General features: G+C 72.6%; 11 protein-coding genes. 4 read left to right on the plus strand and 7 right to left on the minus strand.

Annotated elements, in window-relative coordinates:
* Positions 1–395: response regulator (locus P1P75_RS34470; RefSeq protein WP_319262926.1), on the minus strand; the 395-nt coding region annotated here is incomplete at its 3' end.
* A gap of 545 nt (positions 396–940) precedes the next feature.
* On the minus strand, positions 941–1,609 hold the full coding sequence (locus P1P75_RS34475; protein ID WP_319262927.1) for a DUF3000 domain-containing protein: 669 nt from the start codon (positions 1,607–1,609) through the stop codon (positions 941–943).
* A 208-nt stretch (positions 1,610–1,817) separates the two neighbouring features.
* Here P1P75_RS34475 and hemE point away from each other — a divergent pair, with 208 nt between their 5' ends.
* Entirely contained in the window at positions 1,818–2,885 is a 1,068-nt protein-coding gene (hemE, locus tag P1P75_RS34480) for a uroporphyrinogen decarboxylase (protein WP_319262929.1), read from the plus strand.
* A gap of 248 nt (positions 2,886–3,133) precedes the next feature.
* Here hemE and P1P75_RS34485 read toward each other — a convergent pair whose 3' ends face one another.
* Together P1P75_RS34485 and P1P75_RS34490 are read right to left on the minus strand one after the other, a co-directional pair.
* A complete protein-coding gene (locus P1P75_RS34485) occupies positions 3,134–3,499 on the minus strand; it encodes a hypothetical protein (protein ID WP_319262931.1) in 366 nt (121 codons plus the stop codon).
* Between the two features lie 400 nt (positions 3,500–3,899).
* Positions 3,900–4,706 (minus strand): rhomboid family intramembrane serine protease, encoded by an 807-nt coding sequence (locus tag P1P75_RS34490; protein WP_319262933.1) that lies wholly within the window; start codon positions 4,704–4,706, stop codon positions 3,900–3,902.
* Positions 4,707–4,840: 134 nt separating this feature from the next.
* On the opposite strand from P1P75_RS34490, the gene P1P75_RS34495 reads away from it, so the two are divergent.
* Positions 4,841–5,107, plus strand: coding sequence for a hypothetical protein (locus P1P75_RS34495; RefSeq protein WP_086766319.1), 267 nt, complete (start codon positions 4,841–4,843; stop codon positions 5,105–5,107).
* A 125-nt stretch (positions 5,108–5,232) separates the two neighbouring features.
* Here the strand turns inward: P1P75_RS34495 and P1P75_RS34500 are convergent, their stop codons facing one another.
* Positions 5,233–6,639 carry an FAD-dependent oxidoreductase gene (locus P1P75_RS34500; protein ID WP_319262941.1) on the minus strand — a complete coding sequence of 469 codons (1,407 nt, stop codon included), beginning with the start codon at positions 6,637–6,639 and terminating at the stop codon, positions 5,233–5,235.
* A gap of 116 nt (positions 6,640–6,755) precedes the next feature.
* The gene (locus P1P75_RS34505) at positions 6,756–7,754 is read right to left on the minus strand and encodes a DUF4349 domain-containing protein (RefSeq protein WP_319262934.1); all 999 of its coding nucleotides are present in this window, start codon (positions 7,752–7,754) and stop codon (positions 6,756–6,758) included.
* Positions 7,755–7,967: 213 nt separating this feature from the next.
* Between P1P75_RS34505 and hemG the strand changes: the two genes are divergently transcribed.
* Positions 7,968–9,425, plus strand: a complete 1,458-nt coding sequence (gene hemG, locus P1P75_RS34510) for a protoporphyrinogen oxidase (protein WP_319262937.1) — start codon at positions 7,968–7,970, stop codon at positions 9,423–9,425.
* 5 nt (positions 9,426–9,430) lie between these two features.
* Positions 9,431–10,162 (plus strand): hydrogen peroxide-dependent heme synthase, encoded by a 732-nt coding sequence (hemQ, locus tag P1P75_RS34515; protein ID WP_319262939.1) that lies wholly within the window; start codon positions 9,431–9,433, stop codon positions 10,160–10,162.
* Here hemQ and P1P75_RS34520 read toward each other — a convergent pair whose 3' ends face one another.
* Complete coding sequence (locus P1P75_RS34520) at positions 10,163–11,764, minus strand: alpha/beta hydrolase (RefSeq protein WP_319262940.1); 1,602 nt, start codon at positions 11,762–11,764, stop codon at positions 10,163–10,165.
* Between the last annotated feature and the right edge of the window lie 154 nt (positions 11,765–11,918).

Raw genomic sequence — 11,918 nt, forward strand, 5'->3', positions numbered from 1 at the left:
GCACCGGGCCGGGTGGGGAGCCCGACGTTGGTACGGGTGCCGGTGACGACGTAGCCCTTGACGCCGCCGGCGAGGGCGTTGCGTACGGCGCCGATGTCGTCGGCCGCGGAGAGGGCGAGCCCGTTGGGCCAGCCCGCGGCGCGGGTCTCCGACAGGAGCGTCAGGCCGGAGCCGTCGGGAAGGTGGACGTCGGCGACGCAGATGTCGCGGGGGTTGCCGATGCGGGGACGAGCCTCCGCGACGGACGAGGCCTCGATGACGTCGCGTACACCGAGCGCCCACAGGTGGCGGGTGACGGTGGAGCGGACGCGCGGGTCGGCCACGACCACCATGGCGGTGGGCTTGTTCGGGCGGTAGGCGACCAGGCTTGCGGGCTGCTCGAGGAGAACGGACACCAGGCCTCCTGGGTGGGGGACGACGGGGCCGGTTCGCGGGATGAAGCCGGGACGAACCGTGCTTTCAAGGTCACAGTCGTCTTCGGCACCGAAGCCTTGGTCCTTTAGAAAATGATCACGATCTAGTGAGTAACAATCCGTGCAATTCGGACGCGTGATCGATCATCCGAAGATCGAATCGGTTTGAGCGGGTGTCGTATGGGATCGAAAGTGGCCGTATCGACAAAGAGATGGTCAATCGAGGCGGCCGTTCGGGGGAGTCGGCGGTTATCGGAGCCGAACACGGCGTGTGAGCGAGGCCGGCCGGCCTCGCTCACGGAGTTCGGAGCGATCCGGAGCGAGAAAAAGGGGGCCGACGAGGCCAGAGAGCCGAGACAAGGCAGAGAGTCGAAACGCGGCCGGAGAGGCCGACGAGGCGGAGCAGGGAAGAGACCGCGGAGCCGGGAAAAGTGATCCGTGGAGCCGGGAAGGCACACCGCGGAGCCGGGAAAACAGATCCGCGAGGCCCCCAGCAGGGACCCCGCGGATTCGGTCGGTGCGCGTGGTCAGCGCGACTGCGGCCCCCGTCGTTGCGGCAGCGTCACGACCGAGGCGTCCCCCGGGCCGGCCGGCGGCAGCCCCGCGACCTGGGCCAGCAGATCGCACCAGGACGCCAGATGCGCCGCCGTGTCCGGCACGCCCCCCAGCCCCTCGCGGGGCGTCCAGGAGGCCCGGATCTCGATCTGCGAGGACGCCGGACGCTCCGACAGCCCGCCGAAGTAGTGGGAACTCGCGCGCGTGACCGTGCCGCTCGGCTCGCCGTACATCAGGCCGCGTGCCTGGAGCGCCCCGGTCAGCCAGGACCAGCACACGTCCGGCAGCAGCGGGTCGACGGCCATCTCCTGCTCCAGCTCCGCCCGCACGAGGGTGACCAGCCGGAAGGTGCCGCGCCAGGCGTCGTGCCCGGCCGGATCGTGCAGCAGCACCAGACGGCCGTCGGCCAGGTCCTGGTCGCCGTCCACGACGGTCGCCTCCAGCGCGTACGCGTACGGCGCGAGGCGCCGTGGCGCCGGTGTCGGCTCGATCTCGATCTGGGGCCGCAGCCGCGCGGCCCTCAGTGCGTCGACGGCGGCCCGGAAGGGCGGCGGAGCCGCCCTGTCCGCCTCCAGGTCCTCCTCGTTCGCGTCATCCATCCCGCCCGTGCCGTCCGACAGTCGTCCCTGAGCCGCAGCCATGCGGGGAAGATTAAGGGGAACGGGAGCTTCGCGCAGGGCAAGACACCCGTGGGCGGACCCAGGACGGCTGCGCGCTGGGCGAACACGCGCACGGCCAGGGGGCGTCGGCGCACGTGCCGCCGAGGGCGCGGTATCGGTGAGAAGGCGGAGAGGGGCGCGGCCCCCGCCGGATTCCGCAGGGTTTCCGCGTCATGGGAGACTTGCCGTCGTGAGCGTGAACGAGAGCCCCGCGGGCCGGCAGCCGACAGCGACGTACGACAGCCCCTTCATGAAGGCGTGCCGGCGGGAACCGGTGCCGCACACGCCCGTGTGGTTCATGCGCCAGGCCGGGCGTTCGCTGCCGGAGTACCGCAAGGTGCGCGAGGGCGTCCCGATGCTCGAGTCCTGCATGCGGCCCGAGCTGGTCACCGAGATCACCCTTCAGCCGGTGCGGCGGCACGGCGTGGACGCGGCGATCTACTTCAGCGACATCGTCGTCCCGCTCAAGGCGATCGGCCTCGACCTCGACATCAAGCCCGGCGTCGGCCCGGTCGTCGAGCGGCCGATCCGTACCCGCGCCGACCTCGCCCGGCTGCGCGACCTGACCCCCGAGGACGTCTCCTACGTCACCGAGGCGATCGGCCTGCTGACCCGCGAGCTGGGCCCGACCCCCCTCATCGGTTTCGCCGGCGCGCCTTTCACCCTCGCGAGCTACCTCGTCGAGGGCGGCCCGTCGCGCACGTACGAGAACGCCAAGGCGATGATGTACGGCGACCCCGAGCTGTGGGCCGACCTGCTGGACCGTCTCGCGGACATCACGGCCGCCTTCCTGAAGGTGCAGATCGAGGCGGGCGCCTCGGCGGTGCAGCTGTTCGACTCCTGGGTGGGCGCCCTCGCCCCGGCGGACTACCGCCGCTCGGTGATGCCCGCCTCGGTCAAGGTCTTCGAGGCCGTCGCCGGGTACGGCGTCCCCCGCATCCACTTCGGCGTCGGCACCGGCGAACTGCTCGGGCTGATGGGCGAGGCAGGCGCGGACGTCGTCGGCGTCGACTGGCGGGTGCCCCTCGACGAGGCCGCCCGCCGGGTCGGCCCCGGCAAGGCGCTCCAGGGCAACCTCGACCCGACCGTGCTGTTCGCCTCCACCGAGGCCGTCGAGACCAAGACCCGCGAGGTCCTCGACGCCGCCGAGGGGCTGGAGGGTCACATCTTCAACCTCGGCCACGGCGTCATGCCGTCCACCGACCCGGACGCGCTGACCCGCCTCGTCGACCACGTCCACGTCCTGACGGCCCGCTGATCCGTCTCGCACGCCGCAGGCGCCGGCACCTCGGCGCCGTCAGCGTCGTACGGCCCGGTAAACGTTTGTGAAGCGGGGCCGGGTGTGGTCGTCGGGGCCCTGGAGGGTGTCGGTGGCCAACACGTCGAAGTCGTGCCGGTCCAGGAGCTGGTGCCAGGCCGTGGTGTCCCGGGGCGGGCGGCGGCGCGCGGCGTGTCCTGGGGACGCCCCGCCCCTCGTGCTGTCGTCGGGCCCGTGCCGTGCCGCGGCTACTGCGCTGGCGGGTGACCGGTCGGCGGGTGCCCGTCCGTGTCGGCCGGAGGGGGCCGGGGTGCCCACCAGAACCACAGACTCACGACCGTCTCCAGCGCCGACTCGGCCTGGTCGGACGGTACAGCGCCTGGCGGAGCCTGGACGAGCCGCTCGGTCTGCTCCTCCTGGACGAGCCGCTCGGCCTGGTTCTGGCAGCCCGAGGCGCACAGGTTGTCCGCGACGACGGCGACCTGCCGACAGTGCGCCGCCCGGCGCTCCAGGGCCACCTCGCACTCACCGGCCTCTCGCAGCCGCTCCGGGCCGAAGTCCCGCGCGGCCCGGGTCATCCGGTAGCGGGGCTGGCGCCCACCGCCCGGGGTCACGCACCGGCTCCAGTAGGTGGAAGGCAGCCAACTGGGCCTGGAGGGAAGGCACTTGATGCGGATCCACGCCGCCACCGGTGCACAGGTACACGGCCGTCGACTGGTCGAACGGCCCGGCGAAGGCGCTGGCCCCGCCCTACACGATCCGGGCCTCCCGCTCGCAGAGCGCGTAGCTCGCCCCGACGGTGTCGCGCAGCGAGCGGTGCCGCCGCAGCACCGGGCGGTCGCTGGACAGTCGGCACTGGCGACTCTCCAGCAGATCCGCCGGCTCTTCGATCCGGCCGAGCCCGCCGAACGAGGCTCTTGGTGAGTCCGGTGAGTCCGGTGAGTCCGGTGAGTCCGGTGAGTCCGGTGACGGGAAGGGAGCCGGAGCCCTTCCGCCGGCCCGGGTGACGTCACGTCACCAGCCGGGCCGGGCTCTCCTGCCGAACAGCAGGCCGCGCGGCTCGGGCGGGGGCGGCGTGCCCCGTTTCAGCGGCCAGGCGAGCAGCATGCCCGCGAGGAAGCCGACGACATGGGCGGCGTACGCCACCGTGCCGACGTCCGAGACGCCCTCGCCGGAGGAGTACACCGCCTGGAGCCCGAACCAGAAGCCCAGCACCATCCAGGCCGGCAGCCGCAGCGGCAGGAAGATCAGGAACGGGACGAGCACCCACACCCTGGCCTTCGGGTACAGCACGAGGTAGGCGCCCAGCACTCCCGCGATCGCTCCCGAGGCGCCGATCAGCGGGTCGGTCGAGTCGGCGTTGACGAGCGCGAAGCCGTAGGACGCCGCGTAGCCGCAGGCGGCGTAGAACAGCGCGAAGCGGACGTGGCCCATGCGGTCCTCGATGTTGTTGCCGAAGATCAGCAGGAACAGCATGTTGCCCAGCAGGTGCAGCCAGCCGCCGTGCAGGAACATCGCGGTGAGGACGCTCAGCGGCGGGGACTTGTCGTAGTCCGGCGGGCCCAGCAGGCAACTGCCGCCGCGGACCTCTCCGGTGGGTACGAGCTGCGGAAGCTGATGGTGGATCAGCTCGCGCGGGACGGCGGCGTACTGCTCCAGGAACGCGTGCAGATGGCAGGTCTGCGCCAGCGTGCTGTCACCGGCCACCGAGCCGGACAGGCCCGGCATGAACAGAAACACGAAGACGTTCACGCCGATCAGGGCATACGTCACCACGGGGGTGCGCCGCGTGGGGTTCACGTCATGGACGGGGATGACCACAAGGAAGTACTGCCCCCGATCCGTCCGGTGAATCGGTGAACACGCTGAACGCGGTTACCCGCGGCTGCGTATGAACCGGCAACCGCCCGCGGCACTGGGAAGGCGGGTCGCGGGAACGACGTGAGGAACAGGCGATGAACGACCGGGTTACTCCTCCGATGCATGCCACCCCCGATGGCGAGGCGGAGATCGCGCTCGTGATCCGGCTCCCCTGGGAGGACGTGGCACGGCTCGGCCAGGAGGCGGGACGGCTGGCCGCGCAGACGCAGCGGCCGGTGACGCTCGACGAGGCCGTCAGCCATCGGCTGCGGTCGCGGCCCGCGCCGGCCGCGCACGCCAAGCCCGCGGAGCAGCAGCCCGCGGCGGTATCGGCGCTGCCGAGGCTGTCCGGGACCGCCTAGGCCCGTGCGGGTGCGGGTGCGGGTGCGGGGCAGGGGCAGGGGTGATGAGTGGGGCTCGGTGAGTGGGGTCGGTTGCGCGGTTGCGCGCTGTTTCCGGGGCCTTGCTTTCTGGGCCTTCCGCTTCCTTAGGTGTTCCGCACCTTCGCCGCCGCTTTCCGCGCCGCCACCAGTACCGGGTCCCACACCGGGCTGAACGGTGGGGCGTAGCCGAGGTCGAGGGTGGTCATCTGTTCGGCCGTCATGCCTGCCGTGAGGGCCACCGCCGCGATGTCGACCCGCTTGCCCGCGCCCTCCCTGCCGACGATCTGTACGCCGAGCAGGCGGCCCGTGCGGCGTTCGGCGAGCATCTTGACCGTCATCGGGGAGGCGCCGGGGTAGTAGCCGGCCCGGCTGGTCGACTCGATGGTGACCGTCTCGAACTGGAGGCCCGCCCTGCGCGCGTCCTTCTCGCGCAGGCCGGTCCGGGCGATCTCCAGGTCGCAGACCTTGCTGACGGCGGTGCCGACCACGCCGGGAAACGTGGCGTAACCGCCGCCCGCGTTGGTGCCGATGATCTGCCCGTGCTTGTTGGCGTGAGTGCCCAGCGGAATGTGGCGTTCCTGGCCGGAGACCAGGTCGAGGACCTCGACGCAGTCGCCGCCGGCCCAGATGTTCTCGTGGCCGCGTACCCGCATCGCCAGGTCCGTGAGGAGACCGCCGTGGGCGCCCAGGGGCAGTCCGGCGGCCTTGGCGAGGCCGGTCTCCGGGCGGACGCCGATGCCGAGGACCACCACGTCGGCCGGGTACTCGCCGCCCGCCGTGACGACGGCCCGGACCCGGCCGTCGTCGTGCGTGAGCAGCTCGGTGACCTCGGCGTCGTTCACCATGGTGATCCCGAGGCCCTCCATCGCCCGGTGGACCAGGCGCCCCATGTCCGGGTCGAGCGTCGACATCGGCTCGCTGCCCCGGTTGACGACCGTCACCAGGTAGCCGCGGTTGATGAGAGCCTCGGCCATCTCCACGCCGATGTAGCCCGCCCCCACGACCACGGCGTGCCGCCCGCGCGCGCGGGTGCGCGTCAGCGTGTCGAGCAACTCCTGCCCGTCGTCGAGTGTCTGCACCCCGTGCACGCCCTCGGCGTCCGCCCCCGGCATCTCCGGCCGGATCGGCCGGGCCCCGGTGGCGATGACGAGTTTGTCGTACGACGTCCAGGACTCGGCTCCGGAATCGACGTCACGCGCGTGCACGCCCTGCCGGCCGAGGTCGATCGCCGTGACCTCGGTGCGCAGACGCAGGTCGATCCCGCGCGCGCGGTGCTCCTCGGGCGTGCGGGCGATCAGTTCGTCCCGCTCGGTGACGTCGCCGCCCACCCAGTACGGGATGCCGCAGGCCGAGTAGGACGTGAAGTGGCCGCGTTCGAAGGCCACGATGTCCAGTTCCCCGGGCCCCTTGAGCCGACGGGCCTGGGACGCCGCGGACATGCCCGCGGCGTCCGCGCCGATCACGACCAGCCGCTCCCGCCCGGACGCCCCGTGGCGCGCGCTCTCGCTCATGCTCATGCGAACACGCTACGGGGCTACGGCAATCCGGTCCCGTCCGGCCCGGACGGGACCGGCCCGGTCCCGGTCCACGGCTCGGCTCCCCGGTGCTCGGGTCGGTTCCGGCCCGATCAGTCCCGTCCGGCCTCATCCCGCCCGGCCTCTTCCCGCCCGGCCTCACTCGGCGCGGCCGGCCGGATCGCCCGGCGGCGTGGCCGCAGCAGCCGCAGCCACACGAGCAGGATCAGCGCGAGCACCGCGGCGAACGGCAGCACCGCACCGAAGACGACCGCGATCCAGCGCAGCATCGTCACGAACGCGTCCCAGCCTCCCGCCAGCGCGTCCACGAACCCCGGGTCGTCGTCCTCCTTCTCGGCCACCACCGGCTTCTCGGTCAGAGTCAGCGTGATCGTGGCCATGCTGGTGCGGTCCTTGAGGGAGGCCTGCTGGGCGAGCAGGGCCTCCAGGTCGGACTCGCGACGGCTCAGCTCGCCCTCCAGAGTGACCACGTCGCTCAGCTTCGTGGCCTGGTCCATCAGCTCACGGACGCGGATCACGCTGGCGCGCTGCGAGGTGATGCGGCTCTCCACGTCGACGATCTGGTCGGTGACGTCCTGTGCCTTCGCCGTGCGCTCGAGGAGCTTGCCCGCGCCCTGGAGGCCGGCCAGGACGGCGTCGTACTTCTCCACCGGCACGCGCAGGACGACACGGGTCTGCTCGGAGCTGTCCTCGTCGCGAACGGTCGTCTCGTCGCTGAGGTAGCCGCCGGCGTTCTCGGTGGCCGCGCGAGCCTGGTCGAGGGCCTTCGACACGTTCTTGACCTGCACGGTCAGCGTGGCGGTGCGGATGATGCGGTTCACCGACGGCTTCGGCGCCGTGGTCGCCTTCGAGCCGCTCGCGCCCGCGCCGGCGCCCGAGCCCGCCTTGGCGTCCTCGGCGGGCTGCGCGACGCCGGCCTCCGGACCGGCCGCCTTCTCGGCACTGCCGCTGCTGCTGTCACCCATGTCGTTCGCACCGCATCCGGCGAGGGCGACGGTGGCGGCGAGCAGGACGCCCGCCAGAGCGTGGACCGGTCGTACGGAACGTGTCGGACGTCGTGTGGGACGTCGTACGGAACGTCGTGTGCGCATGTGGGCGTACCCCCGGGGGTTCGGCGACGGCTGATGGTCCTTCGACGCCGGAGCGGGGCCGGACGTTGGCCTCCGAGGGTTCCGAACAGGTCACGGTCGGGACGCGGGAAGGACACCGGAGGCGGACCCCGGACGGCACGACGGCTCGGGCGGGACGCCCCGGGGGAGCGGGGGCGCGTTCTGAGTGTCAGTGCGGTTTGAGAGAGTTGGGGCATGAGCGCAACGGATACGGGCACGAGGCATGTCGTCGTGGTGGGAGCCGGGATCGCGGGCCTGGCGGCCGCCCACCGGCTGCTGGACCGCGGCGCCCGCGTGACCGTGCTGGAGGCTTCCGACCGGGTGGGCGGCAAGCTGCTGCCCGGCGAGATCGAGGGCGTCCGGGTCGACCTGGGCGCCGAGTCGATGCTGGCCCGCCGCCCCGAGGCGGTCGCCCTCGCGCGCGAGGTGGGCCTCGCCGGCCGGCTCCGGCAACCGGCCACCGCCACCGCCTCGATCTGGACCCGCGGCGCCCTGCGCCCGATGCCCAAGGGCCACGTCATGGGCGTCCCCGGCACCGCCGCCGCGCTGGCCGGCGTTCTCTCCGACCAGGGCCTCGCCCGGATCGCCCGCGATGCCGACCTGCCCCGCACGGAGGTCGGCGAGGACGTGGCCGTCGGCGAGTTCGTGGCGGCCCGCCTGGGCCGCGAGGTCGTCGACCGCCTGGTGGAACCCCTGCTCGGCGGGGTCTACGCCGGTGACGCCTACCGTCTTTCGATGCGCTCGGCCGTCCCGCAGCTGTTCCAGGCCGCGCGCACGCACCGCTCGCTCACCGAGGCCGTCCGCGACATCCAGGCGAAGGCCGCCGCCAGCCGGCAGACCGGACCGGTGTTCATGGGCATCGAGGGCGGCGTCGGCTCGCTGCCCCCCGCCGTGGCCGCGTCCGTCGAGGCGCGCGGCGGCGAGATCCGCACGCGCGCGTCCGTGAGCGCACTGCGCCGCGAGCCCGCCGGCGGCTGGCACGTCACCGTCGGCGACCGGATCCTGCACGCGGACGGCGTCATCGTCGCCGCCCCGGCGCCCGTCGCCGCCGCACTGCTCGCCGTCGAGTGCCCCGAGGCCGCCGCCGAGCTGCGCACCGTCGAGTACGCCTCCATGGCCCTGATCACCCTCGCCTACCGCCGCTCCGGGACCGCCGCCCTGCCCGACGGCAGCGGATTCCTCGTCCCGCCCGTCGACGGCCGCACCATCAAGGCGTCCACGTTCGCCTCCCAGAAGTGGGGCTGGATCGCCGACCAGGACCCGGACGTGGCCGTACTGCGCACCTCCGTCGGACGCCACGGGGAGACGGCGATCCTGGAGCGCTCCGACGCCGAACTCGTCGACGTCTCCCGGCAGGACCTGAAGGCCGCCACCGGACTGGACGCCACACCCCTCGAAACCCGCGTCACCCGGTGGACGGACGGTCTGCCCCAGTACCCGGTCGGCCACCACGCGCGCGTGGCCCGCATCCGCGAACACGTCGGGAAGCTCCCCGGCCTCGCCGTGTGCGGCGCGCCCTACGACGGCGTCGGCATCCCCGCCTGCATCGCGAGCGCGTACGCGGCGGTCGACCAGATCGGCGGCGACATGAGCGCCGTGCGCGAGCTGACGGCCGACCCCGTGCAAAGTCTGCACGGCGGAGCGGGAGAATGAGAACCATGAGTGACGACGCCCCCACCACCGAGTCCGGCAGGATCCCGAACAAGGGCAAGCTGGCCAAGGACCTCAACGAGGTCATCCGCTACACGCTGTGGTCCGTCTTCAAGCTGAAGGACACCCTCCCCGAGGACCGCACCGGCTACGCCGACGAGGTCCAGGAGCTGTTCGACCAGCTCGCCGCCAAGGACGTCACGGTCCGCGGCACCTACGACGTGTCCGGTCTGCGCGCCGACGCCGACCTCATGATCTGGTGGCACGCCGAGACCAGCGACCAGCTCCAGGAGGCGTACAACCTGTTCCGCCGCACCAGGCTGGGCCGCGCGCTCGAGCCGGTCTGGTCGAACATGGCGCTGCACCGCCCCGCCGAGTTCAACCGCTCGCACGTCCCGGCGTTCCTCGCCGACGAGACGCCGCGCGACTACATCAGCGTCTACCCCTTCGTGCGCAGCTACGACTGGTACCTGCTGCCCGACGAGGACCGCCGCCGCATGCTCGCCGACCACGGCAAGATGGCCCGCGGCTACCCCGACGTCCGCGCCAACACGGTCGCCTCGTTCTCCCTCGGCGACTACGAGTGGATCCTCGCCTTCGAGGCCGACGAGCTGTACCGCATCGTCGACCTCATGCGCCACCTGCGCGCCTCCGAGGCACGCATGCACGTGCGCGAGGAGGTCCCGTTCTACACGGGCCGCCGCAAGGACGTCGCCGAACTGGTCGCCGGACTCGCCTGATCAGCGCCCCGGCCGGGCGGCCGCCGCGCTCTTCTCGGCGCGGCCGGCCGGCCGGGGCTCCGCGTGCGGCGCGCAGGCCGCGCGCCGCGCCGGCAGCCGCCCCTCCAGCAGGTAGGCCTCCAGGTGGCCGTTGACGCAGGCGTTCGGCCCGCCCGCGATGCCATGGGTGCCGGCGTCCCGCTCCGTCACCAGCACCGAGCCCGTCAGCCGCCGGTGCATCTCCAGAGCGCCGTCGTACGGTGCGGCGGCGTCCCGTTCGGCCGCCAGGATCAGCGTCGGCGCCAATTCACCGGGACCGGTCCGCACGTCCAGGGGCTGCTGCCGGGGCGCCTGCCAGTAGGCGCACGGCAGATTCGCCCACACGTTGTCCCAGGTCTCGAACGGGGCCACGCGCGCGAGCCGCGTGTTGTCCCGGTCCCACACCCGGAAGTCCGTCGGCCACGGCCCGTCGTTGCACTCCACGGCCGTGTACACGGCCGTGGCGTTCTCCGCCTCCGCCGCGGCCTCCAGGGGCGGCGCGGCCAGCGCGACCAGCAGCTTCGGATCGCCCTTCAGATACGCCGACAGTGCCTCCGCGCGCGACGGCCAGTAGTCGTCGTAGTACCCCGCCTGGAGGAACGTGCCCTGCAACTGCGCGGGCCCCACCTTCCCGCCGGCCGGCTTCGAGGCCAGCCTCTCCCGCGCCCGCTCGTAACTGCGCAGCACCGCCTGCGAGGTCCTGCCCAGCCGGTACACCCCGTCGTGCCGGGCGACCCACTCCCGGAAGTCCTCCCAGCGGCTCTCGAACGCCGCCGACTGGCCGAGGTTGTTGCGGTACCAGATCTGCGCCGGGTCCGGGTTCACCGCCGCGTCGAACACCATCCGCCGTACGTGAGAGGGGAAGAGTGTCGCGTACAGCGCCCCGAAGTAGGTGCCGTACGACGCCCCCATGAAGGTCAGCCGGTCCTCGCCGAGCGCGGCCCGAAGGACGTCCAGATCACGGGCGTTGTTCAGCGAGTTGTAGTGCCGCAGCGCGTCACCCGCCCGCTGCGCGCAGCCACGCGCGTACGCCTTCGCCCGCGCCACGCGCTCCCGCTTGTACGTCTGCGAGGGATGCGCAGGGGCGGGGGCGGGGCCCCTGAAGAAGGTCTTGGGGTCCTCGCAGGACAGCGGGGCGGAGCGGCCGACCCCGCGCGGGTCGTAGCCCACGAGGTCGTAGGCGGCACCGATGCGCTTCCACTCGGGGATCATGCCGATCAGCGGGAAGTACAGGCCCGAGGCGCCCGGCCCACCCGGGTTGAAGACCAGCGAGCCCTGCCGGGGGACCCGGCGCTTGCTGTTGTGCGGGTCACGGTGGGTCGCCCTGACCCGGCTGACGGCCAGCTCGATCCGCTTGCCGTTCGGCCGCGCGTAGTCCAGCGGCACGCCGACCTTGCCGCACTCCACGCTCTCCGGCAGATCCGGTACGTCGGTACAGGCCCCGAAGTCGATCCCCGCCGCCGCGGCCCGCTCGGCGGCGATCGCCACACCGGGCACGGCGTTCGGGGTCCCGCCCGCGGGGACGGCGGAGAGGATGGTCAGGAGCAGGGCTCCCGTGGCCGAGTGGAGGACGGCAGCTCTCATCGCGTGTCCCTTCGAAGCGCGGCAGCGACAGAAGGGATGGTTCGTCCGCCGGTTGCCGAAGGCAAGCACCGCCGGGGGGTGTCGGCGCCGATGCCCCTTGTGCGCCCCCCCGGCGGTGCTTGCCTTCGGCAACCGGCGGACGAACCATCCCTTC

This window comes from Streptomyces sp. ID05-39B (assembly GCF_033794725.1).
In the GTDB taxonomy this organism is placed as follows: domain Bacteria; phylum Actinomycetota; class Actinomycetes; order Streptomycetales; family Streptomycetaceae; genus Streptomyces; species Streptomyces bobili.

What these genes read in the sequence shown, in the direction of transcription:
- P1P75_RS34500 (WP_319262941.1), bottom strand. Translation starts at nt 6,639, where the DNA reads ATGAGCGAGAGCGCGCGCCACGGGGCGTCCGGGCGGGAGCGGCTGGTC.
- P1P75_RS34520 (WP_319262940.1), bottom strand. Translation starts at nt 11,764, where the DNA reads ATGAGAGCTGCCGTCCTCCACTCGGCCACGGGAGCCCTGCTCCTGACC.
- hemQ (WP_319262939.1), top strand. Translation starts at nt 9,431, where the DNA reads ATGAGTGACGACGCCCCCACCACCGAGTCCGGCAGGATCCCGAACAAG.
- P1P75_RS34495 (WP_086766319.1), top strand. Translation starts at nt 4,841, where the DNA reads ATGAACGACCGGGTTACTCCTCCGATGCATGCCACCCCCGATGGCGAG.
- P1P75_RS34505 (WP_319262934.1), bottom strand. Translation starts at nt 7,754, where the DNA reads ATGCGCACACGACGTTCCGTACGACGTCCCACACGACGTCCGACACGT.
- P1P75_RS34475 (WP_319262927.1), bottom strand. Translation starts at nt 1,609, where the DNA reads ATGGCTGCGGCTCAGGGACGACTGTCGGACGGCACGGGCGGGATGGAT.
- hemG (WP_319262937.1), top strand. Translation starts at nt 7,968, where the DNA reads ATGAGCGCAACGGATACGGGCACGAGGCATGTCGTCGTGGTGGGAGCC.